Genomic DNA, 23808 nt, shown 5'->3' with positions numbered 1-23808 from the left:
GGCTTAGATCTTGCTAGACGGTTATGGTTTCCCCGGAACGGGGAAGATAAGAAGGGTTTTGGTTCGCACACAGGTCTGGAGGCGTTGTATCGATGATATGCGAGAACTGCGGGGTGAGGCCCGCGAGCGTGCAGGTATTTCAGCAGAGTGGGGACCGCCGCACGACGACCTACCTGTGCAATCAGTGTGCCAGGCAGCTCGGGATGTTCGGTGGGTCGGGCGGCGGGTTCGGACCGTTTGAGATGTTGCAGAATTTGATCCAGCAGCACAGTCAATCGGCGGGACTTTTCGAGGCGCTCTCGCAGGAGGCGCAGGAGGCCGTCATGCGCGCCCGGGAGGTCGCCGCGGGGACGACCGAGACCGACGCGATCGGCACAGATCATCTGCTCGCCGGGGTGGTCTCGGGGGAGAACGTCGCTACCGAGGCGCTCCGGCGAGCCGGGGCGGATGTCGAGGGGATGAGGCGGCGCTTCGAGGAGCAGCGGGGTGACCCCGGGAACCGGGTGTACACCTTCACGCCGAGCGCCAAGCGGGCGCTGCAGCTCTCGTTCACCGCGGCGAGGCAGATGGGCGCGAGCCAGGTAGGTGCCGAGCACCTGCTGCTCGGGCTTCTGGGCGAGGGGGATGGCAACGCGTACCGCATCCTCTCGCAGAACGGTGCCGGGGACGCCGAGGCGTTGCGGCGGGAGATCCTGCGTCTTTTGCAGCAGCGCGGCGGGCAGCAGATGGGCCCCGGCGTGGGTGCCGGCGCCGGGATGGGCGCCGGCGGCGCCGGCGGCGGGTTCCCCGGCGGTCCGCAGGGCCAGAGCCGGACGCCCACGCTCGACCAGGTCAGCCGCGACCTCACCCAGATGGCGCGTGATGGGGAGCTCGACCCGGTCATCGGGCGGGCGGGTGAGATCGCGCGGGTCATCCGCATCCTCAGCCGCCGCACCAAGAACAACCCGGTTCTGATCGGGGAGGCCGGCGTCGGGAAGACCGCGATCGCCGAGGGGCTCGCGCAGCGCATCGTCTCCGAGGACGTGCCCGAGTCGCTGAAGGGCAAGCGGGTCGTCGCGCTCGACGTCGGGAGCCTGGTCGCCGGGACCCGCTTCCGCGGCGACTTCGAGGAGCGGATGCAGCAGCTGCTGCGCGAGCTGCGCTCCGAGGAGAAGAACATAATCCTCTTCATCGACGAGCTGCACCAGATCGTCGGGGCCGGCGGCGCCGAGGGGGCGGTGAACGCCTCGAACATGCTCAAGCCCGCGCTCGCCCGCGGCGAGTTGCAGGTCGTCGGGGCGACCACGCTGGACGAGTACCGCAAGAACATAGAGAAGGACACCGCGCTCGAGCGCCGCTTCCAGCCGGTGATGGTCGGCGAGCCCACGGTCGAAGAGACCATCGGCATCCTCTTCGGGCTCAGGGACCGCTACGAGGCGCACCACCGCGTGAGGATCTCCGACGAGGCGATCATCGGTGCGGCGCAGCTCGGCGACCGCTACATCACCGACCGCTTCCTGCCGGACAAGGCGATAGACCTGCTGGATGAGGCGGCGGCCGAGGTGCGGCTGCGCTCGACGGTCCCGCCGGTGGACGTTAAGAGGATAGAGGATGAGATCTCCTCGCTCGAGCGCCAGAAGGAGGACGCCGTCCGGGCCGAGGACTACGAGAAGGCCGCCGGGTTCAAGCAGCGCATCGAGCAGCTCAAGGCCGAGCTGCGCGAGCAGCAGCAGGGCTGGGCGACGAGCCGCGAGTCCAACGCCCCCGAGGTCACGAGGGAGGACATCGCCCGCATCCTCGAGGAGTGGACCGGCGTGCCCGCGACCAACATCGTCCAGGAGGAGCGCGAGCGGCTGCTGAACCTGGAGAACGTGCTGCACGAGCGGGTCATCGGCCAGGACAAGGCGGTGAAGGCCGTCGCCGAGGCGATAAGGCGCTCGCGCGCCGGGATCAAAGACCCCAAGCGGCCGGTGGGGAGCTTCATCTTCCTCGGGCCCACGGGCGTCGGCAAGACCGAGCTCGCCCGGGCGCTCGCCGAGTACCTCTTCGGCGAGGAGGACGCCATGATCCGCATCGACATGAGCGAGTTCCAGGAGAAGCACACCGTGAGCCGGCTCGTCGGGGCTCCGCCGGGGTACGTCGGCTACGAGGAGGCCGGCCAGCTCACCGAAGCCGTCCGGCGCCGCCCGTACAGCGTGGTCCTCTTCGACGAGATCGAGAAGGCCCACCCGGACGTGTTCAACACGCTGCTTCAGCTGCTGGACGACGGACGGCTGACCGACGCCCAGGGCCGAACGGTCTCCTTCGAGAACACGATCGTCATCATGACCTCGAACGTCGGCAGCCAGCACCTGGTCTCCGAGCGTCAGTTCGGGTTCACGGCCCGCGAGGGCATCGACGCGCGGGAGATGGAGCGGCGTGCCCGCGACGCCCTCGAGCGCACCTTCCGGCCCGAGTTCCTGAACCGGATCGACGAGATCATCGTCTTCCAGCCGCTCACCAAGGAGGACGTGCTCAGGATCGTGGACATCATGCTCGGACGGCTCAACAGGAACCTCGAGAACCAGAAGGTCTCGGTCGAGGTCACCCCGGCGGCGAAGGAGTTCCTCGCCGAGCGCGGCTACGACCAGAAGTTCGGCGCCCGTCCGCTCGCCCGCACGATCCGGCGCTACATCGAGAACCCGCTCTCCAGCGGGATCATCGGCGGCGAGTTCTCCGCGGGCGATACCGTCCTCGTGGACCGCTCCGGCGAGGAGCTCTCCTTCACCACGAAGGTCCACGCCGCCTCCTGAGCCGGAGAGGCTGAAACCGGAAACAGGAGAGAATCCCCTCCCGCCATCGGGAGGGGATTCTTCTTTCTTCTCATCACGGTGCCTCCAGGCGTTCCCACACGGCCCGCCAGGTCTCCCGCCGCTCCAGCAGGAGTGCGAGCCCGAAGAGCCAGCGCGCCGCCCGCGCCCGCAGTCCCGGCCCCGCGACCATGCGCGCCAGCCGCCATTCCTGTGCTTCCTCGAGAAGTCGCTCCTGCCGTTCTCTTGCCAGCGCTTCGCCGTACCATGCTCCGTACATGATCCTCCCGTTTTCGCCTGCCGGCTGAAGATACGTCCGAAACAGGTCAGTGGCGTTCCTGTTTCGGGTAGAATCTTCTGCGAATTTCTGGAAGGGAGAAAGTCGTGTACGGTTACCGGCCGACCACCAGGCTGCTCTCGATGCTCGAGATCCTGCAATCCCGCGGGCGCATGGGGGGCCCGGAGCTTGCGAGGAGGCTCGAGGTCGGGGAGCGGACGGTGCGGCGCTACGCGGCGATGCTCCGGGAGATGGGCGTCCCGGTCGAAGCGGAGCGTGGACGCTACGGGGGCTACGTGCTCCAGCCCGGCTACCGGCTGCCGCCGATGATGTTCACCGATGAGGAGGCGCTGGGGCTCGTGCTGGGGCTGCTGGCCGCTCGCAGGCTCGGGCTCTCGGGAGCGGCGCCGGCCGCGGAGGGCGCCCTGGCCAAGCTGGAGCTGGTGATGCCCGGGGGGCTGCGGGAGAGGGTCGGTGCCCTGCAGCGGGCCCTCTCGATCGCGATAGACAGACCCGCCGTATCTGCGAGGAGCGAGGCGCTCCTGACGCTCGCCGCCGCCGTAGGCGAGAGGAGGGTCTGGATGCGCTACCGCTCCGGTTCGTCGGGGACGACGGAGCGAAAGTTCGATCCTTACGGGGTCTTCTACCGGGAAGGATACTGGTACGCGGCGGGATACTGCCACCTGCGGCGGGGGCTGCGCCTGTTTCGGGTGGATAGGGTGCTGGAGGCGAGACCGCTCGAAGAGGGCTTCGAGACACCGACCGGGCTGGACTCACCGGAGGCGCTGCTAGACGCGGTGGCCGCCGCGCCGGGAGAGGAGTGGTCGGTCGAGGTGCTGCTCGAGACGGAGCCGGGCGAAGCACGCAGGCAGCTTCCGCCGATAGGAATTTCGTTAGATCAGGTGGAGGAGGGTACGCTCCTGCGGTGCTCGACGCCCGATCTGGGCTGGATGGCGCGCGTGCTGGCCGCCCTCGACTGCCCCTTCATCGTTCGCGCTCCGGAGGAGTTGAGATCCGCGCTGGAGGAGAGGGCCGTGGAGCTTGCCGCGCTCGCCCGGCGCAGGTAGAAAGGCGGGCCCCGGCATCGGGACCCGCCGGGGGAGGGGGAATCCTTCTACCTGCTGCCGTAGAGCCCGAACTCGTTACCGTCGGGGTCCCTGAACCGCGCCCACATCCCCCACGGCTGCCTGGTGGGCTCCTCGGAGAACTCCACCCCCTTATCGCGGAGTTTATTGCAGGTGGCGTGGATGTCGTCGCACTCGAAGATCACGTTCGCCCAGCCTCCGGCGCGGCCTTCGGAGCCGACAGGCTCGAGGAAGATGCTGGTCTCGGCGCCCTCGGGGGCCACCGTGAGCCAGCGCGCACCCTCGCCCATCGGCTCGTCGGAGCGCTTCTCGAAGCCCAGAGCGTTCGTGTAGAAATCGAGCGCCCTCTCCTGGTCGCCCACGTGCACGCTCACCACATACGCCTTCGTGATCACGGCTCTCCTTTCGTCCGACCTGCCTTGTACTCAAGGAAGATAGCCGCCGCACGCCGCCTCGACCTCTCCTATCTTGCTCTCTTCAGCAGGCGCGCAGCGAGCGCGAGGAGCAGCGGAGGGTCTGTGGGCCGGGTCGGGCGCAGCGCGATGTCTGCGGGGCTGGCGGACGAACCTCTGCGCACCGCCACCGGAGCGTGCCCGACGCGCAGTTCGGGGCCGGGGAGCAGCATCTCCAGAGGTGATGTATGGGGCGGCAGCGCGGCGACCATCAGGTGGTAGAGCCCGTCGGGGGCCGGTGGGATATGGTGCTCGCCCGGTCCTCCGATCAACGTGCACGCTGCGGGGCGGCCCTGCGGGATCGCGGCGGGGAAGAGCCCGGCGAAGGCGAGCGCCCCGGCGGGGAGCTCTCCGCCCACCCGGAAGACCACACCCCCCGGCGCGGGCGGGAGCGCGGGCACCCGGAGGCGTTCGGTCGCTCCCTCCAGCATCTCGGGGAGGCGGCGCATCTGCCCCGGAGAGACGCCGACCAGGCGCGAGAAACGCGTGGCGAACGTCCCGGGGCTCTCGTAGCCGACCTCGTAGCAGACCTCCGCGACGTCCAGCTCCGTGGTCAGAAGCAGCCGCTTGGCCCGCTCCAGCCGCAGGGCTGCCATGAACGTGCCGGGCGGGACGCCGGTGACCTGCTTGAAGAGGCGCGAGCAGTGGAAGGGGCTGAGGTGTGCAATCCCGGCCATCTCCTCCAGCGAGAGCGGGCCGTCCTCCACCCGCCGCATCCGTGCGATCACCCGCTCCACCGCGTGGGCGCCCTCTACACGAACCTCCTCCATCCAGGGATTGTACGGCCGGTTGCAGGCTCTTCCCAGAGGCGGTTCCGGAGGTACGTAGTAGACTAAAGATATGCGCGCGATGGTCCTGGAGAGGCAGCGCGAGCCGCTGCGGATGGAGGATGTCGCCGTTCCCGAGCCGGGGGTGGGGCAGGTTCTGATCCGGGTCAGGGCGTGCGCGGTGTGCCGCACGGACCTGCACATCGTCGACGGTGAACTGACCGGGCCCAAGCTGCCGCTCATCCCCGGGCATCAGATCGTCGGGGAGGTCGTGGCGATGGGGGAGGGGACCGGGCGCTTCTCCGAGGGGGATAGGGTAGGGGTGCCCTGGCTCGGGTGGACCGACGGGGAGTGCCGCTACTGCCGGAGGGGACAGGAAAACCTCTGCGAGGGTGCCCGCTTCACCGGCTACCAGATAGACGGCGGCTACGCCGAGTACACCGTTGCCGACGAACGCTTCTGCTTCCCCATCCCCGAGGGTTATCCCGACCTGCAGGCCGCGCCGCTTCTGTGCGGCGGGCTCATCGGGTACCGCTCTCTCAGGATGACCGGGGACGCGGAGAGGCTCGGGCTCTACGGCTTCGGGAGCTCGGCGCACATGATCGCCCAGGCCGCCGTATACCAGGGCCGGCGGGTCTTCGCCTTCACCCGACCCGGGGACGAGGAGGCGCAGCGCTTCGCGCGCAGCCTGGGAGCCGGGTGGGCCGGAGGCTCGGACGAGCGGCCGCCGGAGGAGCTCGACGCCGCGATCATCTTCGCCCCCGTGGGGAGCCTCGTTCCGGCGGCGCTGCGTGCGGTGGCGAAGGGCGGGGTGGTGGTGTGCGCCGGGATCCACATGTCCGACATCCCCTCCTTCCCCTACGAGATACTCTGGGGCGAGCGCGTCCTGCGCTCGGTCGCCAACCTCACCCGCCGCGACGGCGAGGAGTTCCTGGAGCTGGCGCCGAAGGTCCCGATCCGCACCACCGTGGAGACCTTCCCGCTCGAGCGGACCAACGAGGCGCTCGATGCGCTCCGCGAAGGCAGGATCGAAGGCTCCGCGGTCGTCACCGTGGGCTGAGGTTTCGGGAGGAGCTTACCCCGGGAAAACATACCCTGGTTTTGCGGAAGCCTTTTCGAAGGAGGGTGATATGGAGAGACGCGCTCTGGGCAGCCAGGGGCTCGTCGTGTCGGAGATCGGGCTCGGATGCATGGGGATGAGCGAGTTCTACGGCACCCCGGACGAGGAGGAGTCGATCGCCACGATCCACCGGGCGCTCGACCTCGGCATAAACTTCCTGGACACCGCGGACATGTACGGACCGTTCACCAACGAGCGGCTCGTCGGCCGGGCGATAAAGGGCCGGCGGGAGGAGGTCGTCCTCGCGACCAAGTTCGGAAACGTGCGCGCCGAGGACGGGACCCGGCTCGGCATCAGCGGCAAGCCCGACTACGTGAGGAAGGCCTGCGACGCCTCGCTACAGCGCCTCGGCGTCGACCACATAGACCTCTACTACCAGCACCGGGTCGACCCCGACACCCCCGTAGAGGAGACCTGGGGGGCGATGAAGGAGCTCGTCGAGGCCGGCAAGGTACGCTACCTCGGGATCTCCGAGGCCGCGCCGGAGACGATCCGCAAAGCGCACGCGGTACACCCGGTCACCGCCCTTCAGACCGAGTACTCGCTCTGGAGCCGGGATCCGGAGGACGAGATCCTGCCCACCTGCCGCGAGCTCGGGATAGGATTCGTCGCCTACAGCCCGCTCGGGCGCGGCTTCCTGACCGGGCGGTTCCGCCGCTTCGAGGACCTTCCCGAAGGCGACTACCGGCGCAACTCCCCGCGCTTTCAGGGCGAGAACTTCAAGAAGAACCTCCAGCTCGTCGACAGGGTGAGGCAGATCGCCGACGAGAAGGGCGTCACCGCGAGCCAGCTCGCGCTGGCCTGGCTGTTGCACCAGGGGGAGGATATCGTGCCCATCCCCGGCACCAAGCGCCGCCGCTACCTGGAGGAGAACGCCGCGGCCGTCGAGATAGAGCTGACGGAGGAGGATCTGCGGCGCATCGACGAGGTCGCTCCGAAGGGCGCCGCGGCCGGGGAGCGCTATCCCGAGGACGCCATGCGCGCGGTGAACCGCTGAGGTTTAGGGAGGGTAAGATAGGGCCGCTGTCGCAGGAGAGGAGAAAGGCGGTGCTAGAGAGATGGCCCAGAAGACCAGCGTCCCGATAAGCTGGTTCCCGGTGCCCGACGAATCCGAGCTGCCGGAGAACCTGCAGGGGCTCTTCCGCAAGGCGAAGGAGAACGTGGGGTTCGTACCCAACGTCTTCCGGGCGTACAGCTTCCGGCCCGAGCGTCTCTCGGCGTGGTTCAACCACTACAAACAGCTCCACGTCCCCACGGACAACCTGAGCGAGGCCGAGCGCGAGATGATCGCGGTCGCCGTCTCGATGGAGAACGGCTGCCTCTACTGCCTGGTGGCGCACGGCGCCGAGCTGCGGCGGGCGCTCGGAGACCCGGTTGCGGCCGACAGGATCACGCTCGACTACCGCCGGGCCGGGCTCGACGAGCGCACCCGGGCGATCCTCGACTACGCGGTCAAGGTAACGAAGGAGCCGCTCGAGTGCACCCCGGAAGACATCGAGCGTCTGCAGGGCTACGGGCTCACGCTGGAGGAGGTGTGGGACGTGGCCGAGATCGCCGCGATGTACAACTTCACCAACCGGATGTCGCTCGCCTGCGGCATGATCCCGAACGAGGAGTACCACGCCCTGTTTCGCTGAAGGCGGTGCGGGGATCGAGAGCCCGACGAGGGACGATCCCTCGGGTTAGCGGCCCAGCGTCTCCCCGAAGAACTCGAGCGTGCGCCGCCAGGCGTCCTCGGCGGCCTCCTTCCGGTAGTTGGGGCGGGTGTCGTTGAAGAAGGCGTGCGGGGCGCCGGGGTAGACGTGGTAGCGGAAGTCCTTGCCCGCCTCCCTCATGGCCCTCTCCAGCTCCGGGACGGCCCCGGTGATGCCTTTGTCTTCCTCCCCGTAGATGCCGAGCACCGGGGCGTTTATCTCCGGTACCCGATCGAGCGGCGGGTTCTGCCCGTAGAAGATGACCGCCGCCGCGAGCTCCGGGCACACCACGGCGAGATCGGCCGAGATGCCCCCGCCCATGCAGAACCCCACGCTCCCGATGCGCCCGGGGTCCACCTCGGGCCTCTTCTGCAGGTAGCGCACCGCGCCGACGAGATCCCGGGCGAAAGCCATCCGCTGCTCGGGGGTGAGCAGGCGCCGCAGGATCATGACCGCATCCTTCTCCTCCTGCGGCTTCTCCGAGAGCGCATTCTCGAGCTTCTCCGGGTCGCGCTGGACCTCCTGAGAAGCCCCCCGCAGGAAGCCCATCGCCCGCGCGACGCGCTCCGGGGTGAGCTTCTCGTTCCACTCCCCGGTGTAGAGATCAGGCGCGAGCGCCACGTACCCTTCGGCGGCGAAACGCCGCGCCACGTCCCTGATGTGCTCCTCCAGGCCCCAGATCTCCTGGATCACGACGACCGCGGGCAACCCATCTCCCGCGCCCTCCGGGACCGCGAGGTACGCCTCGAGAGCCCTGCCGTCACCCCTGAAGGAAACCCGCGACTCCTCGATGCCGTAAGCCAAGCTTTTCACCTCCCGTGAAGCTCCGTGAAGATTTTATCCCCGGAACCCGTACGCGCACGTATACGAACAGTAATATTTGTGGACGTAAGCGCATCGGCGTACGAGGAGCGGATTGGATACGGGATCACGGACGCAAAGGGAGGCTGCCGGCGGGTACCCGCACAGGGGACGGGTGCTCTTCGGGCTCGTGCTCGCGATGGGGCTCGCGGCGATGGATGCGACGATAGTCTCGACCGCCGTGCCCTCGATCGTGCGCGACCTCGGGGGCTTCTCGCTCTTCACCTGGATCTTCTCGATCTACCTGCTCGTGCAGGCGGTGATGGTGCCGATCTACGGCAAGCTCTCCGACCTCTACGGTCGCAAGCCGGTGCTCTTCTTCGGGACCGGGGTGTTCCTGCTCGGGTCGGTGTTGTGCGGTCTCTCCTTCAGCATGCCCGCGCTCATCGCCTTCCGGGCTGTGCAGGGGGTGGGGGCCGGGGCGATACAGCCGACGGTCACCACGCTCGCCGGCGACATGTACGACGTGCGTGAGCGGGCCCGCATCCAGGGCGCTCTCTCCAGCGTGTGGGGCATCTCTGCGGTCGTGGGCCCGGCGCTCGGCGGGCTGCTCTCCGAGTATGCCTCGTGGCGTTGGATCTTCTACATAAACCTCCCCGTGGGCGCGCTGGCGCTGCTCGTCGTCGGGATCTATCTGAAGGAGAGCGTCGAGAAGACGCATCATGAACTCGACTACCAGGGGGCGGCGCTCCTCGCGCTCGGGGTGGGGCTCGTCATCTTCGGGCTGCTCGAGGGCGGGGTCGGCTGGCCCTGGCTCTCGCCCCAGATCGTCGGGGTGTTCTCACTCGCCGCTTTGCTCCTGGCTGCCTTCGTCCGGCGCGAGCGCCGCGCCGCCGAGCCCACGCTCCCGCCCTGGGTCTTCGGGCGCCGGCTCCTCGTCGGGGCGAACCTCTCGGCGGCGGTGCTCGGGCTGCTCACGATCGGGCTGACCACCTTCCTCCCGACCTACGCCCAGGGGGTGCTCGGTGCGGGAGCCGTCGCCGCGGGATTCTCCCTCGCGGTGATGTCGATCGGCTGGCCGCTGGCCTCGACGTTCTCCGGGCGCCTCTACCTCAGGATAGGCTTCCGCGACACCGCGCTCATCGGCTCCCTCTTCTGCCTGGCCTCCGGCGTCGTCTTCAGCCTCCTCCCGCAATCCTCCCCCCTGTGGCTCGCCGCCGCCGGGAGCTTCGTCATGGGCCTCGGGCTCGGCCTCCTCTCCACCCCCATCGTCGTCGGTCTGCAGCAGGTCGTCGGCTGGGAGCGGCGCGGGACGGTCACCGGCGCCAACATGTTCACCCGTCAGCTCGGTCAGGCCGTCGGCGCTGCGCTCTTCGGCACCATCGCCAACTCCGCCCTGCTCGGCTGGCTCTCCCGTGCTCCTTCGGACATCTCGGGGCGCGTCCCCCATACCGTCGACGCCGCGAGCCGCCTGCTCGGCGGGAACGGAGCCCACGCCCTGGACGATCGGGCCGCCTCCTACGTACGTCACGGTCTCTACCTCGCCGCCCACCACGTCTTCCTCGCGCTCGCCGCCTTCGCCCTCCTCGGTATAGTCGTGCTGCTCGCCACCCCCCGACGCTTCGAGCCGCTGAGTTTCGGGAAACGCGGCTAGGGTAAAAAATACGCGACTACGACACGCGGAGCGCCGCAGGAGGTGTGCAACATGGCCGAGGTCGCCTACGTCTCCCGGGTGAAGGTCGAGCCGGTCGAAGGTAAGATCCGCCGCGCTTACGTCCCCCCGGACGGAGAGCCGGTGTTGTTCGGCGTCCACGGTGAGGTCGCCAGGCACTACGGGGTCTCGCCGGAGGAGGAGCCTGCGCACGCCACCACGCTCGACTACCTGGTCGCCGCAGCCGGCGGTTGACTGCTCGGGACCTTCTCGGGCGCGCTGGCAGCGCGTCGCGTCTCCTTCACCGGCCTTAGCGCCGAGGTTGCCGGTGAGGTGGAACTGGAGGGCAACGTGCTCGTCGTCAAGCGTATAAACGTCCGTTACCACCTGCGTGCGAGGGAGGACGACCGTAAGACCATAGAGCGCATCCTCTCCTTCTACGCCGACGGATGTCCCGTCGCCCGTTCCATCCGCGGGAGCATCGAGATCTCCAGCACCCTGGAGCTGGAACCCCTCCGGTGATTGTTAAGTTTTGTGCAGCGATGTTGGAGAAATTTGCGTAACTCGGTTGACAAAGTTCTCGCGGCGGTGTTAAGCTCTCTGAAGTCGTGAAGATCTCTTCGAGGACAGAAAGGGGTGAGAGGTGCTGATCCGTCTTATGAACAGCGCGGCGGCGGTCATCGCGGTGACCGACAGCCTGCCTGCGGAGAGGTGCGCCCTGATGTCCTCTCACCCTCGTTGATGCGCTGAACCAGCGGCATCTTTTGCCAGAGGGCCTCCGGACATCGGGACCGGAGGCCCGAAGTCTTGTACGTCCGCACCCGGATCTTTCGTAGCCTCCGGTCCTTTTGGGAGAGAGGGCGGGGCATTCTGAGGACGGCTTCGGAGTAGAAGGAGTCTGGGTCGTGTCGTACTACGGAGATCATCAGGTGGCGAAGGAACGGGAGAGGGAGAGGTTGAGAGAGGCGGAGGAGAGGAGGCTTGCGCGGCTTGCGGCCTGCGGGCGGCCGACGCTGCGGGCGCGGGTGGCGCGGCGGTTGTTCGTGGCGGCGGTCGCGCTCGAGCGTGAGGAGACCTGGCGCATCGTATGGGAGCGCCTCGAGGCGAGGGGGCGGCTTTGAGAGAAGGGGCCGCCCTTACGCTGCGGGGGGTGCGCAAGGGCTTCAGGAGGCGGCGGGGGGAGACGGTGCGGGCGCTGGACGGCGTCACGTTCGAGGTGGGCCGGGGTGAGGTCGTCGGCATCCTCGGTCCGAACGGGAGCGGCAAGAGCACGCTGGTGCGCGTCGTCTCCACCCTCGTCGTACCGGATGAGGGGGATGTCCAGGTCTTCGGGATCGACGCCGTGAAGCACCCCAAACGGGTGCAGCGCTACATGAACCGGGTCAGCGTGGAGGCCAGCTTCTTCAAGAAGCTCTCGGCGATGGAGAATCTACTCTACGGGGCGAAGCTCTACGGGGTCGGGGGCGGGGAGGCCCGCCCGCGGATACGCCGGATCCTCGAGGAGATCGGCTTCGATTTCGGGCGTGCCTCCGAGCCGATGGAGAACCTCTCGCGCGGGATGCAGCAGAAGATAGCCCTGGCACGGGCGCTGCTCACGAGCCCGGTTTTGATGCTGCTCGACGAGCCGACGACCGGGCTCGACCCGGCGAGCAAGCGCGACGTGCAGGCGCTCATCCGGCGCATGAGGGAGGAGCGAGACGCTTCGATCCTGCTCTGCACCCACGACATGGACGAGGCCGAAGGGCTCTGCGACCGCGTCGGGATCATGGCCGGCGGGCGCATCCTGGCGCTCGAAGAACCCGGCGCGCTCAAGCGGCACTACCGGGCGCGCACCCTCGAGGAGGCCTTCATGGCCGCCACCGGATACGGCGTCGAGCAGGCCTCGGCCTGAAGAAGAGGAGGTGTGCCTTGCGGCAGGGCGGGATGAAACCCAGGTGGGCGATAGAGCTCGTTGCCACCTGGGGGTACGTGCAGAGGAACTACTACCTCACCCGGCGCTACTTCATGTGGGAGCTGGTCTGGCTCACCTACACCGCGGTCAACGTCATCTCCATAACGTTCATCGGCAAAGGTGCCGGTGTCCTCTCCGGCGGGGGCGGGATCGACGTGGCGCGCTTCACGACGTATCTGCTCATCGGGGCGCTCATCTGGAGCTACCTCTCGATGATCTTCGACGTGCTCTCCGAGACGGTGAGCTGGGAGCGGTGGGAGGGGACGATCGAGTACACCTTCATGAGCCCGGCGAGCCGGGTGACCCACCTCCTCGGGATGGGGATCTACGCGGTGGTCTACGGGATACTGCGCACCGCGCTCATCCTCGCCGCGGTCTCGCTCCTCTTCGAGCTCGACCTCTCGCACGCCGATTACCTGGGAGCCCTCGTCGTGCTCGGCGCGTGCAGCGTCTCGCTCGTGGGGTTCGGGGTAATCGCGGCGGTGATGCCGCTCCTCTCACCGGAGAAGGGGCAGCAGGTCACCTACATAATCTCCGCCCTGATCCTGCTGGTCTCCGGCGTCTACTACCCGATCGGCGTGCTGCCGGGCTGGATGCAGGAGATCGCGCACCTCTCCCCGGTCTACTACGGGCTAGAGGGGGTGAGGAAGGCGCTTCTGGACGGTGCCGGTCTCGGCGCGCTGTGGGGCTTCGTCTGGCCGCTTCTGGTGATGGGCGCCGTCTTCGTCCCGCTCGGGCTTTTGGTCTTCCACCTCGGCGAGCTCTATGCGAGGAAGAGCGGGAAGCTCAAGCGCAGCGGTTAAGGCTCGAGCAGGAGCCTCTCCCCCGAACCCTTCCTCCCGCCCCGCATCGGCAGGTAGCGTCCGTCCTGCCAGAGCGGCAGCAGGTCGTCATAGTGGGAAGAGAGGAGGTTCCCCGACTCGCCCATCGGCATGACGAAGCGCGAGTCTCCGGGGTCGGCGAGGCTGACGACCTGGCGGTAGCTCGGCCCGGCGGTCATCTCGAAGCTCGAGGGGTCGTAGGAGCCGACGTTCACCGTCGACTCGTCCCCCCCGTGCGACAGGGTCCGGTCGGCGAAGCGGGCGAGCGGGCTCTTGGAGAGTACCGGGTGGTCTATCACGGTCTTGTGGATGTCTCCCCACCGGGGCACATTCCCACCGAACCCCTCGAGCGTGCGGTCGAAGGCCCGGGCGGCGTACGCGAGGCACTCCTTCCGGGTGCCGCAGGCCCTGTCCCCGTGCTCGAGGGCGTTCAGGATGTAACGCGGGTGGTCCCAGTGCTCCTCCCCGACCTCCTTCGCCGGGAGTCGGGTGAGCCGGGCGTACCAGCCCTCGAAGAGCGCCGCCTCGCGCGAGGATGGTGATACCTTCCCGTCCCACCGGAGGAGCCGCTTCCGCCAGGTCTCGCCGTCCCCGGTGAGGGGGTGCATGTCCTCTATGACCGGCCGGAAGCTCTCGAAGAGGAGCGACTTCTGGTCGAACTGTATCCGCTCCATATCCTTCCGGGAGAGCTTTCTGCCGGAGTTCGTTACCTCTTCGATCATCTGCCGGATGCGCTCCGCCCGGTAGGGGTCGGCCCACTCGAGCGAGAGCGTGTAAGGGTAGTCCTTCGGTGTTACCTTGTTGTTCGCGGTGACGACGAAGCCCTCCCTGGGGTTGAACGTCCGGGGCCAGTCGCGGTAGGGGACCCAACCTCGCCAGTCCCAACTCCCGTTGCCGGGCATCGGGTAGAGCCCGGTGTCCCCTTTCTTCCGGATCGGGAATTTGCCCGGCGCCACATAGCCTATGTTGCCCTCCTTGTCGGCGTAGACGAAGTTCTGGCTCGGGGCGACGTAGCTGCGGAGCGCCGCGTTGAACTGGCGCCAGTTCTCCGCCTTCTCTACGCCGAGGAAGGCCCCGATCGTGCCGTCCTTCGGGGCGAGGCTCGTCCAGCGCAGCGAGAGGCTCCTGCCGCCGGGGACCTTCTCCACGTCGGAGATCACGGGCCCGTAGACGCTCTCGCGTACGCTCAGGTGCACGGGCTTTGCGCCCTTGACCTCTATCGTCTCGTGGTGCACCCGGTAGGGACGCACCTTCCCCCGGTAGATGTAGGCCCTGCCGCCGTCCACGTCGTGCATCACGTAGAGATCCTCCACGTCCGCCCCGACGTTGGTCACCCCCCAGGCGATGTGGCGGTTGTGACCGATCACGACGGCCGGAAGACCGGGGAACGAGGCCCCGGTAGCGTCGATGCCGGGGGACTTCAGGTGCACCAGGTACCAGATCGAGGGGGCCTGCAGCCCGAGGTGGGGGTCGTTGGCGAGGAAGGGCTTCCCGGTCGTGGTGTACCGGCCGGAGACGACCCAGTCGTTTGAGGCCGCGAGCGCCTCCGGGAGCGAGCGGCCTGCCCGCAGTACAGCCTCGGCCTGCTCCGCGTCGGCTCGCGAGACGTTCCCCTGGGAGACGTCCGCCCCGCTCAGGACCGTCGGGGCGTCCTTGGGGTATGGGGGGAGTAGCTGCGCGATGCGCCTCTTGCTCAGCCCTCTCGCGAGCAGCCGGTAGCGTTCGAGCTCCGAGTCCCAGTTCGCCGAGAGCTCGAAACTCTGCAGCTTGGCCCACACCAGAACATCGGCCGGCCGCCACGGTGCGGGCCTGTATCCGAGCAGCCGGAACTCGACCGGAAGCGGCGGGTCGGTCTTCAGGTAGGCGTTGATCCCGGCCACGTAGTCGTCCACCACCCGCTTCGAGGCCGGATCCAGGTTGCGGTAGGCCTCCCGGGCCGCCCGGTAGAAGCCCCAGGTCCTGACGAACTGATCCTGCTCCACCGTGGCCCTGCCGAGCACCCCCGAGAGCGTCCCGCGCCCGATCCTGCGCTGGAAGTCCATCTGCCACAACCGGTCCTGCGCGTGGACCACCCCGAGCGCGAAGAACAGGTCGTGGGCGTCTCTCGCCTCTATCGTAGGGATGCCGTGGGAGTCCCGGATCGCCTCGACCGGGTGGTGCAGCCCCGCCACCCTGAGCGTCCCGCTCCCCTGCGGGAGCGTGCTCCTCTTCAGGTAGAGGTATCCTCCCACACCGGCCACGATGGTAACCGCCACGACCACGGCCACGGCCAGCCCGAGCCAGCGCAGAATGCGCCTTCCCCTCCCCGCCAAAGACCCCTCCTCTTCCGGATACTCAGCGGGTGATAATCCCACCCGCCGTCATTCTAGCACCGGTGGTGTGGGCTCTAGGTGCGGGGAGAGAGGAGCTTCGGGCCGGTCAGGCAGACGGCGGCGGCCACGAGGGCGCAGATGATCGCCGGGTAGACGAAGATCTCCGCCGGGGTGAAGGTGCCCCTGAGGCCGAAGACCACCCCGAGGGCGTCGTTCATGTAGGAGAAGGGGATGAAATCTCGGATGGTCGCCAGGGCGCCGGTCGGGTGGCGGTTGCGGAAGAAGCCGGAGAGGTAGATCAGGGGGAAGAGTATCGCGGTCGCGTACAGCAGCACGTCCGCCGGGGAGGTGGTGAAGTTGGCGATGAAGATCCCGATGCAGTTCGCTGCGAACAGCGTCAGGAAGACCGCGAAGGTCGTCGCCGCGAGCCATATGGCGGGGGCGGGATGCAGGATGTAGGTGATGATGAGCGCCGGCAACAGCTGCAGGAAGTCCAGCACGGCGTTCACCGCCAGGATCTCGAAGGTGATCCTGTACGGCGAGCGCGGGGTCATCGCCAGGCGCACCAGGATGCCGTCGTTTATATCCGTCGTCAGGCTCTCGCCCGCACCGAAGGTGCCGGCCATGAGCGCCACGATCCCCACCACCGCCGCCCCGTACTGCGGTGGGATGCCGCTCGCCGCCACCGGGACGATGAGGGCTATCGGGTAGAGGAACTTCAAGGCGAGCGCGAAGCGCCGGCTGAAGAAGAGGACGACGTCCTTCTTCCAGTAACTATCCGGCGGGTTGATCTTCATCCCTGAGAGCCTCCCCGGTGAGCTTCACGTACACGTCCTCCAGGTTCGGGCGCCGGACCGAGAGCGTCACGATGTCCCCACCCGCCCGCACGAGCGCCGCGACGACGTCGGCGACGATGCCGCTCCTCTCTTCGCAGTGGATCACGAGGTCCCTGCCCTCGGTGACGACCTGCCTTACACCCTCGACTTCGAGTACCGGATCGTACTCGACCGGGACCCGCAACCGCGCGACCACCCGTTGCAGCCCCTCGAGGGTCGAGATCAACTCGTCCGGTGTTCCGGTCGTGACGATCCTGCCCCGGTGCAGGAACGCCACCCGGTCGCACAGGGCTTCGACCTCGTCGACCTGGTTGCTCGCCAGCACGATGGCGGTCCCGGAGGAGGCGAGATCCCGGATCTTGCGCTGGTAGGCGAGCTGCGAGGTGTAGTCGAGCCCGACGGAGGGCTCGTCCAGCAGCAGGAGCTCCGGGTCGTGGGCCATCGCCTCGATCAGGGCGAGCTTCTTGCCCATCCCGTAGGAGAAGGTCTTGGCCTTGTCGTCCCGGTACTCGGCCAGGTCGAAGTACTCGAAGAGCTCCGCGAGCGCCCGCTCGGCTTTCTTCTCGTCCATCCCGTAGAAGCTGGCGAAGAGGTAGGCGTTCGCCCACGCCGTGAGATCGCCGTAGTGGGTCGGGCGGTCCACCATGAGCCCGAGCTTCGCCCGGACCTTCCGCCTCTCTCTCACCCCGTCGAGCCCGCAGACCTTGAAGGAGCCCTCATCCGGTTTTATCCGGGTGGAGACGACGCCGAGCAGCGTGCTCTTGCCGCTCCCGTTGGGGCCCATGAGCCCGAAGACCTCGCCTCGTTCGACTTGCAGGCTCGCACCTTCGACCCCGCGTCCGCTGCTTTTGTATACCTTCGTTACGTTTTCGACCTCGAGTACCGGAGGCAAGGTCCGTGGGTCTCCTTTTTACTGGTCCGAATCCACCACGAAGAAACATTCTAGCGCTCTTTCGCAGGCGGAGTATGTTAAGCGGTTTACCGGCGCCGGGTTAGCCGCGGCTCCGTGGAGGGTAGATGTCGGGTGTGGAGTGTCCGGAGTCTGGAGGGTCTGTGATGGCGACGAGAATAGCGGTGCTCGGAACCGGGATCATGGGCGCGGCGATGGCGAGGAACCTGCTGAAGGCCGGGTTCGAGGTCGGCGTGTGGAACCGCACGCGGGAGAAGGCCGAGCCCCTCTCGGAAGAGGGGGCAATGGTCGCCGCAAGTCCGGAGGAGGCCGCGGAGGGAGCGGATTTTTTGATCACGATGCTCCCCACGGCGGAGGTCATCGAGGAAGTGCTCGGGGACGGTGTGCTCGGGGCTCTCGCCCGGGACGGCGTGTGGCTGCAGACGAGCACCGTGGGCGTCTCAGGGTGCGGGAAGCTGGCCGAGCTCGCGAAGCGTGCCGGTGTCTCTTACGTGGACGCCCCGGTGCTCGGCACGAAGCAGCCCGCCGAGCGGGGGGAGCTGGTGGTGATCGTCTCCGGCCCCGAAGAGCTGAAGGAGCGGTGCGCACCCGTCTTCGACGCGGTGGGACGCAGGACGCTCTGGCTCGGCCCCGAAGCGGGGGAGGCGAGCCGGCTGAAGCTGGTCGCGAACAACTGGATCGACGGGCTCCTCGGGGCGCTCGCCGAGACGATAGCCCTCGCCCGCGCGCTCGGGGTTGACCCGGAGGGGTTCTTGAACATCATAGAGGGGGGCCAGATGGATTCACCGTACGCCCAGATGAAGGGCCGGATGATGATAAAGGGAGAGTACCCGGTGAGCTTCCCGCTCGAGCTGGCCCGCAAGGACGTCGGGCTCATCCTCGAAGCGGCCGCGGGAGGGGCTCTCGGGATGCCCGTCTCCGAGGCCGTGGCCTCACACTTCGACCGTGCGATCGAGTCCGGCCACGGTCAGGAGGACATGGCCGCCATCTACGAGGGTGTGCAAAGTTCCTGAGGGATGCGATGAGACCCGCGCCGCGCGTGACCGGCCTCTCCTGGGGCAGGGTCGAGACGGATCGCGGCGTTTTCCGGGACGCCAAGCTCTTTCCCGGTGGAGCGCGGGAGTGGGACTGGGGCGAGACCGGAACCCATCATCATCCCGGCGTGCAACCGGCCGACGTGTCCGAGCTGCTCGAGAGGGGCGCCAGAGAGGTGATCATCGGCTGCGGCTTCCACGGCCGCCTCGGGGTCTCGCCGGAGACCAGGGTATTTCTCGAGGGGCACGGCATCGAATTGCATGTTCTCCAAACTCCCGAGGCCGCCGCACTCTACGAGCGGCTGTGCGAAGAGGGCCGGGCGGTGGGTGCGCTGGTGCACTCGACCTGCTAGCGGCTGGGGATATAATGACCGAGGAGAGACGCTGTACTCGAAAGGAGGAGATCGCCGTGGCGGAGACCAAGAAAATCACCTGGGATCCGGAGGCCGAACGCAGGATCAAGCGCAGCCCCTTCTTCATGCGCCGCTACATCCGCAAGCGCATCGAAGAGCGCGTCGCGAGCCGCGGCCGCGACCGCGTGACCGAAGCCGACGTGGACGAGAGCGCTCGCTCCTACCGCCAGTACCGCTTCAAGTAACCCGGCCTCGCGATCTACCGCCTTCCTCCGCCCGTTCCGCGGGCCGCCCCTCGCGTGCCTCGCGGTGGAACATGATCGTCGTCTCTATCGACCCGGAACGGGCGTAGACCTCGCGGATCTGACGCTTTATGAACCAGCGCTGGTTGCTCCTGGCCGGGAATTCGCCGTAGAGCTCCTGCAGCCTCCGGCACTCCTCGTAGAGCTCGCGCAACAGACGCTCGAGATCCGCGAGCGGAAACCTCTCGAGCATCCGCTCGAACTCGTCCTCCCCGACCGACATCGCCCACTCCAGCGACGCCTCGGGCTCCGTCGCAGGGCCCTGCCCCCCCTGTGGCGAGAGCAGCCCCCGGGGATCGACCCCCAGCGCCCGCGCAAGCTTGCGTACCGTCCCGAAGTGCGGGTTCGAGATCCTGCCGCTCTCTATCCCCGATACCGTCGTCGGACTCACCCCCGCCTCCTCGGCGAGCTTGCTCTGAGTCCACATCTTCAGCCGTCGGATCTCGACCAGCCGCTCCCCTATGTTCTCGTTCCTCTCCATGCCCTCTTCATACGCCTCTACTCACCCGTAAGTATAGCATGCCTGTTCCGCAAGCCGTTTTTTGCATAGTAGATTGTTAATTTTCTGTCTTGAAGTAGTCGTGGAAGAATGTTAGACGGGCTGTGGGGTTTGGTTGTTCGGGCGGTTTTGGAGGGGGAGGTTTCCGGTGGGCTGGTGCCGGGATCCGCAAAAAATATCCGGGCCGGCGAAGCGCCCCCACTGCTACACGGACGCGCAACCACCGGCCCGGTCCGGGCACCTCATGGCTCCCGGAAGGTTGTCGGGTTCAGCTGTCCATCGGACCCTTCCCTCCTACCCAGAGGCCAACAACCTGTAACCATGATAACACGTCGGGTCTCCCCGCGTGGCGGGTATAATGGTCCGTAGCCTGCAGGCGAAGGAAGGGTTCGGTTCGATCTCCATGAAGTGGCTCAAGGTCTACGGTCTTCCGAGGTTGCCCCTGTTTCTCGCCCGGATCGCGATGCGGCTCGGGTTGCCCGGGCCTTCGTGGTACAAGTGGAAGGCCGCGTCGAGCGGGACCGGTGTGATCCTGGACGAGATGATCCGGGCGGCGGACGACCTCGGCTACAACGGGCAAAAGATAGCGCAGCTCGCGATGAGCCGCATCGGGGAGAAGCAGGGGCGGGACCTGCGCGAGCAGCTCGGCGTGAGGACGATGAAGGACACCGTCGACGTGGTCATGCTCGCCAACCGCTTCTTCGACATCGAGATCACGCTGACCGAGCAGAAGGAGGGGCGGTACGTCATAAACGCCGACCGCTGCCCGTGGTTCGGCGGGATGGGCAAGGAGGGCGTCCCCGGCTGGGACGTCAAGCCCTGCGCCGCCTTCTCCACCTACGAGAAGGCGCTCGTCAAGGCGATAAACCCCAACGTGAAGCTCTCCTACACCGAGAAGAGGACCACCGGAGGGCAGACCTGCCGCGGCGTCTACCAGTACAGGGATGAGGCCCTCGGCGACGGTCCCGCGGGGGGCGTGAAGCCGGAGATGGTGCAGATCGGCCGCAAGCCGGGGAAGAGAGAGAAGGCCCCGGCGGAGTAGATGAAGCGTATCGAGATAGACACCGCGCGGGGTCGCGAGCGGGTGCCGCCCGGGCAGTACCTGGTGGGGGAGAGGTGGCCGGTTTTGACCGCCGGGCCGACCCCGGGGTTCGACCCCGAGAGCTGGGACTTCCGGGTCGAGGGGCTTATCGAGAACCCCCTGAGGTTCACCTGGGAGGAGTGGGGCAGGCTCCCGAAGGTCGAGGTGAGGGCGGACATGCACTGCGTCACCTCCTGGAGCCGGCTCGACAACCTGTGGATGGGCGTGCAGGCGAAGTACATCCTGGAGCTCGCGAAGCCCGAGCCGGAGGCGGAGTTCGTCTCGGTGTTCTGCGACGGCGGCTACACGACCAACGTCCCGCTCGAAGAGCTATACGAGGAGGACGTCCTCTTCGCCACCCACCACGACGGCGAGCCGCTCTCGCCGGGGCACGGGTATCCTCTGAGGCTCGTCGTCCCGCGCCTCTACGGCTGGAAGAGCGCGAAGTGGGTGCGCGGCATCGAACTCCTCGCCGAGGACAGGCCTGGCTTCTGGGAGGAGAACGGCTACCACAACTACGGCGACCCCTGGCGCGAGCAGCGCTACAGCTTCAGCTTCTAGGGGCGGTACCCGTAGCGCGAGAGCAGCGGCGCGGTGAGTGCGGTGACGAGCGCGCGGTCGCGGGGGGACATCTCCGTCTGCCAGCGGCGGTCCTCTCGCAGCTCGACGGTGCCGGTCTCGAAGCGGTTGGGATTGCCGGAGACGGTGTGGCTCACGCCGAGCTCGACCCCGCGTTCTCCGGTCAGCGGGATGCGGGCGTCCTCCTCGTCCACCAGCTTCAGGATGCTCAGGAAGCTCGCACGCGGATCGGCGACGAAGTCCTCGTAGCGCAGGCGGAGGTATCTATCCGGGGTCTTCCGCCAGAGGGCTTCGGCGGCGGCGTTCCAGGCGTTCCACATGACGGCGCTGCGGGCCGGGGGGGAGCTGAACATGTACTCCCGGTTCTCGGTGTCGGGCTGGCGCTTCTTCTTCTGCCAGGAGTAGGCGGCGGCCCTGGGGTCGCGGACGAGGTGCAGCGCGTAGAGCTCGACGCCGGGGGCGTGGGACATCGCGTAGCCGTGCGCGGGCTCCTTCGATGAGTCCACGACCACCCGGCTGCCGGCGACTTCGCCGATGGCCTCGTAGAGCCTGCCGTAGGAGGCGAGGAGCTTCCCGATGCGGCCTTCCATCCGCCTCCACCCTCCGGGGGCGAGCATGAGCGGGATGTGGCGGGTGCGGGTGCCGGCCCGCTGTAGCCGGATCATCTCGCGGGCGAAGTCTTCGTCCGGGCCGCCGAAGGCGCGCCGCATGATCTCCTGCCAGGTGGCGCATTCGTGGAACGGCCTCCCGCAGCCGCACAGGCGGTTCTCCAGCACGTTGTGCCGCCAGAGGAAGTTCAGCTCGCCGGCCGAGAAGAACCCCCTGATCTGCCCCAGGGAGTTCGAGAGGATCGTGCTCCCGCTGCGCCCGAGGCCCACGACGTAGAGGACCTTAACCACGCCCCAGCCTCCGTGGAAGGTACCTGCGGGCGACGTTCCAGAAGGTGCGCAGGAACTCGCGGTCCGTCTCCGAGAGGCCGAGGAGGAGCAGGACAGCGAGGAAGACCATCCCCAGGAAGACGCCCAGGGCGGCCACCCGCACGATCGGGATGTGAACCGGGAAGAAGAGGCCGAGGAAGTAGGTCGCGAGAGCGGCGACGACGCCCGCGATGAGCGGCTTCAGCCACTCCGGGCTGTAGGGCCAGAAGCCAATCTTCCACCTGACCGCACCCATCGTCCCCGCGTTCTCCGCGACGATCGCCGTCGCCATCCCCACGGCCGCCCCGATTATCCCGAAGTGCGGGACCAGCAGCAGGCTCACGATCACGCCGAGGATGGCGGCGGAGGTGGTCGCGACCATCTCGATGTTCTGGCGGCCGGTCATCGCGAGCATGCGCGGCGTGGTCCCGACCGAGGCGCTGAAGAGCTGGGCCACCGCGACGATCCAGAGCGCGCTCTCCCCCCTGACGAAGTCTTTGCCGAAGACCGCGAGGATGTCGTGCCCGAGCACCACGATGACCAGGAAGATGGGGAAGGCCCCGATGAAGATCCAGCGCGATACGTCCTTGTAGAGCCTGCCGAGCTGATCGAGCTCGCCCCGGGCGTAGAAGCTGGAGATGATCGGGGAGAAGATGCCGGAAAAGGCGAAGCGCACGATCGTCGAGAGGGTGGCGGTGCGGGCGGCGGCGTTGAAGATCCCGACCGGGGCTCCGGCGGCGAAAGCGGTGAGGATCAGGACCGCCGACTGGTTGTCCAGGTAGCGGGCCCCGGTGGCGATGCTCAGAGGGATCGAGACCTTGAAGAGCTCGCGGGTCTCCATCTTCGGGGGAACGCGGCGGTCGAAGAGCGGCGGGAAGAGTCTCTTCAGGAAGTACACCCCGAGGAGCCCGGCCAGCAGCATCGCGGCGCCGTAGGCGGCTATGACGCTGGTGACGCTCCTGCCGAACAGATAGAAGACGCCGAGCAGCACCAGGAAGAGCGCTGGCCTTGCGAACTGCTGGACGTAGGCGGCGTAGGTGACCGTCTGGAAGCCCTGGGTCGCCCAGGCGACCATGCTCATGAACACGAAGAACGGCAACACGAACGCGAACGCCCGGATGACCGTCGCCATCTCAGGGCTGCTGTTCGGGAGGTGGGTGGCGACGAAGGGGGCCGTGAAGAAGAGCGCCGCGCCCAGCGCGAGGCTTATCCCGAGCGTGATCAGGACGGTCTGCACGATCGTGCCCTTGACCCTCGGGGTGTCTCCCTTCGCCCGGTGGTGGGCGACGTAGCGCACGACGCTGTTCTCCATGCCGAAGCGGGAGACGGTCTGTGCTCCGGTCACGACCGCCACCCCGGAGGAGTAGAAGCCGTACGTCTCGGCGCCGAAGAGCCTGGAGATGGCGATCTGGGTGATGAATCCTAGCAGGCGTCCGACCCCCTGCCCGAGCGTGCTGATCCCGGCACCGCGGGCGACCCGGGCGACGTAGGTGTCGTCCCGTCCGGTCGGGGTGACCCCGGGCGCTATGTCCTGCTCGGGCTCCCTGCCCGGGAGACCGCCCGTCCTGTCCTGTCCTCGGGAGTCCATTAGCGGAGGA

At 67.6% G+C, this 23808-nt stretch carries 26 protein-coding genes; 16 read left to right on the top strand and 10 right to left on the bottom strand.

From position 1 onward, the window contains the following. Positions 1-242 precede the first annotated feature (242 nt). Positions 243-2771: an ATP-dependent Clp protease ATP-binding subunit gene (locus AC6EKW_RS07770; RefSeq protein ID WP_498514129.1), complete on the top strand. Its 2529-nt coding sequence runs from the start codon at positions 243-245 to the stop codon at positions 2769-2771. Positions 2772-2844: 73 nt separating this feature from the next. Here the strand turns inward: AC6EKW_RS07770 and AC6EKW_RS07765 are convergent, their stop codons facing one another. Next, positions 2845-3048, bottom strand: a complete 204-nt coding sequence (locus AC6EKW_RS07765) for a hypothetical protein (RefSeq protein WP_498514088.1) — start codon at positions 3046-3048, stop codon at positions 2845-2847. A gap of 104 nt (positions 3049-3152) precedes the next feature. On the opposite strand from AC6EKW_RS07765, the gene AC6EKW_RS07760 reads away from it, so the two are divergent. Then, positions 3153-4112 carry a helix-turn-helix transcriptional regulator gene (locus tag AC6EKW_RS07760; protein ID WP_498514087.1) on the top strand — a complete coding sequence of 320 codons (960 nt, stop codon included), beginning with the start codon at positions 3153-3155 and terminating at the stop codon, positions 4110-4112. A 47-nt stretch (positions 4113-4159) separates the two neighbouring features. On the opposite strand, the gene AC6EKW_RS07755 is transcribed toward AC6EKW_RS07760, so the two are convergent. Together AC6EKW_RS07755 and AC6EKW_RS07750 are read right to left on the bottom strand one after the other, a co-directional pair. Then, complete coding sequence (locus AC6EKW_RS07755; protein WP_273887964.1) at positions 4160-4525, bottom strand: VOC family protein; 366 nt, start codon at positions 4523-4525, stop codon at positions 4160-4162. A 68-nt stretch (positions 4526-4593) separates the two neighbouring features. After that, positions 4594-5352, bottom strand: a complete 759-nt coding sequence (locus tag AC6EKW_RS07750) for a helix-turn-helix domain-containing protein (RefSeq protein WP_498514086.1) — start codon at positions 5350-5352, stop codon at positions 4594-4596. 70 nt (positions 5353-5422) lie between these two features. Here AC6EKW_RS07750 and AC6EKW_RS07745 point away from each other — a divergent pair, with 70 nt between their 5' ends. From AC6EKW_RS07745 to AC6EKW_RS07735, 3 genes are all read left to right on the top strand, one after another. Beyond that, the gene (locus AC6EKW_RS07745) at positions 5423-6409 is read left to right on the top strand and encodes a zinc-dependent alcohol dehydrogenase family protein (protein ID WP_498514085.1); all 987 of its coding nucleotides are present in this window, start codon (positions 5423-5425) and stop codon (positions 6407-6409) included. Positions 6410-6479: 70 nt separating this feature from the next. Then, positions 6480-7466, top strand: coding sequence for an aldo/keto reductase (locus AC6EKW_RS07740; RefSeq protein ID WP_498514084.1), 987 nt, complete (start codon positions 6480-6482; stop codon positions 7464-7466). A 61-nt stretch (positions 7467-7527) separates the two neighbouring features. Continuing rightward, positions 7528-8106, top strand: coding sequence for a peroxidase-related enzyme (locus AC6EKW_RS07735; RefSeq protein ID WP_273887969.1), 579 nt, complete (start codon positions 7528-7530; stop codon positions 8104-8106). A gap of 45 nt (positions 8107-8151) precedes the next feature. Here AC6EKW_RS07735 and AC6EKW_RS07730 read toward each other — a convergent pair whose 3' ends face one another. Continuing rightward, the gene (locus AC6EKW_RS07730) at positions 8152-8967 is read right to left on the bottom strand and encodes a dienelactone hydrolase family protein (protein WP_498514083.1); all 816 of its coding nucleotides are present in this window, start codon (positions 8965-8967) and stop codon (positions 8152-8154) included. Positions 8968-9079: 112 nt separating this feature from the next. Here AC6EKW_RS07730 and AC6EKW_RS07725 point away from each other — a divergent pair, with 112 nt between their 5' ends. From AC6EKW_RS07725 to AC6EKW_RS07700, 6 genes are all read left to right on the top strand, one after another. Beyond that, a complete protein-coding gene (locus tag AC6EKW_RS07725) occupies positions 9080-10618 on the top strand; it encodes an MDR family MFS transporter (protein WP_498514082.1) in 1539 nt (512 codons plus the stop codon). 51 nt (positions 10619-10669) lie between these two features. Then, on the top strand, positions 10670-10870 hold the full coding sequence (locus AC6EKW_RS07720) for a hypothetical protein (protein WP_273887974.1): 201 nt from the start codon (positions 10670-10672) through the stop codon (positions 10868-10870). Further along, entirely contained in the window at positions 10871-11137 is a 267-nt protein-coding gene (locus AC6EKW_RS07715; protein WP_273888103.1) for an OsmC family protein, read from the top strand. It abuts the gene before it with no gap. 383 nt (positions 11138-11520) lie between these two features. Next, entirely contained in the window at positions 11521-11736 is a 216-nt protein-coding gene (locus tag AC6EKW_RS07710; protein ID WP_273887975.1) for a hypothetical protein, read from the top strand. After that, positions 11703-12506 carry an ABC transporter ATP-binding protein gene (locus tag AC6EKW_RS07705; protein ID WP_498514081.1) on the top strand — a complete coding sequence of 268 codons (804 nt, stop codon included), beginning with the start codon at positions 11703-11705 and terminating at the stop codon, positions 12504-12506. The genes AC6EKW_RS07710 and AC6EKW_RS07705 overlap by 34 nt, the downstream gene beginning before the upstream one ends. A gap of 17 nt (positions 12507-12523) precedes the next feature. After that, the gene (locus AC6EKW_RS07700; protein ID WP_273887978.1) at positions 12524-13369 is read left to right on the top strand and encodes an ABC transporter permease; all 846 of its coding nucleotides are present in this window, start codon (positions 12524-12526) and stop codon (positions 13367-13369) included. On the opposite strand, the gene AC6EKW_RS07695 is transcribed toward AC6EKW_RS07700, so the two are convergent. The 3 genes from AC6EKW_RS07695 to AC6EKW_RS07685 form a co-directional block, all read right to left on the bottom strand. Then, on the bottom strand, positions 13366-15699 hold the full coding sequence (locus AC6EKW_RS07695) for a penicillin acylase family protein (RefSeq protein ID WP_498514080.1): 2334 nt from the start codon (positions 15697-15699) through the stop codon (positions 13366-13368). The genes AC6EKW_RS07700 and AC6EKW_RS07695 overlap by 4 nt on opposite strands. Positions 15700-15773: 74 nt before the next feature. Next, entirely contained in the window at positions 15774-16496 is a 723-nt protein-coding gene (locus AC6EKW_RS07690) for an ABC transporter permease (RefSeq protein ID WP_273844418.1), read from the bottom strand. Further along, positions 16474-17427: an ABC transporter ATP-binding protein gene (locus AC6EKW_RS07685; RefSeq protein WP_273887981.1), complete on the bottom strand. Its 954-nt coding sequence runs from the start codon at positions 17425-17427 to the stop codon at positions 16474-16476. Before AC6EKW_RS07685 ends, AC6EKW_RS07690 begins: the two co-directional genes overlap by 23 nt. 164 nt (positions 17428-17591) lie before the next feature. Between AC6EKW_RS07685 and AC6EKW_RS07680 the strand changes: the two genes are divergently transcribed. Genes AC6EKW_RS07680 through AC6EKW_RS07670 form a run of 3 tightly spaced genes read left to right on the top strand, consistent with a single transcriptional unit; the run spans position 17592 to position 19077 of the window. Beyond that, complete coding sequence (locus AC6EKW_RS07680; RefSeq protein ID WP_498514079.1) at positions 17592-18458, top strand: NAD(P)-dependent oxidoreductase; 867 nt, start codon at positions 17592-17594, stop codon at positions 18456-18458. Positions 18459-18466: 8 nt separating this feature from the next. Beyond that, complete coding sequence (locus tag AC6EKW_RS07675; protein ID WP_498514078.1) at positions 18467-18832, top strand: Mth938-like domain-containing protein; 366 nt, start codon at positions 18467-18469, stop codon at positions 18830-18832. A gap of 56 nt (positions 18833-18888) precedes the next feature. Continuing rightward, positions 18889-19077, top strand: coding sequence for a PCP reductase family protein (locus tag AC6EKW_RS07670; protein WP_273887984.1), 189 nt, complete (start codon positions 18889-18891; stop codon positions 19075-19077). Here the strand turns inward: AC6EKW_RS07670 and AC6EKW_RS07665 are convergent. Next, the gene (locus tag AC6EKW_RS07665; RefSeq protein ID WP_273887985.1) at positions 19070-19615 is read right to left on the bottom strand and encodes a helix-turn-helix domain-containing protein; all 546 of its coding nucleotides are present in this window, start codon (positions 19613-19615) and stop codon (positions 19070-19072) included. The genes AC6EKW_RS07670 and AC6EKW_RS07665 overlap by 8 nt on opposite strands. 376 nt (positions 19616-19991) lie before the next feature. Between AC6EKW_RS07665 and AC6EKW_RS07660 the strand changes: the two genes are divergently transcribed. Together AC6EKW_RS07660 and AC6EKW_RS07655 are read left to right on the top strand one after the other, a co-directional pair. After that, entirely contained in the window at positions 19992-20675 is a 684-nt protein-coding gene (locus AC6EKW_RS07660; protein ID WP_273887986.1) for an L-2-amino-thiazoline-4-carboxylic acid hydrolase, read from the top strand. Continuing rightward, complete coding sequence (locus tag AC6EKW_RS07655; RefSeq protein WP_273887987.1) at positions 20676-21275, top strand: sulfite oxidase-like oxidoreductase; 600 nt, start codon at positions 20676-20678, stop codon at positions 21273-21275. On the opposite strand, the gene AC6EKW_RS07650 is transcribed toward AC6EKW_RS07655, so the two are convergent. After that, complete coding sequence (locus AC6EKW_RS07650) at positions 21272-22192, bottom strand: sulfotransferase (protein WP_498514077.1); 921 nt, start codon at positions 22190-22192, stop codon at positions 21272-21274. The two genes, AC6EKW_RS07655 and AC6EKW_RS07650, sit on opposite strands and share 4 nt — an antisense overlap. Continuing rightward, entirely contained in the window at positions 22185-23798 is a 1614-nt protein-coding gene (locus AC6EKW_RS07645; protein ID WP_273887989.1) for a flippase, read from the bottom strand. The genes AC6EKW_RS07650 and AC6EKW_RS07645 overlap by 8 nt, the downstream gene beginning before the upstream one ends. Between the last annotated feature and the right edge of the window lie 10 nt (positions 23799-23808).

Source organism: Rubrobacter sp. M3-4 (assembly GCF_059772285.1).
This window is presented reverse-complemented; position numbering and strand designations above follow the sequence as displayed.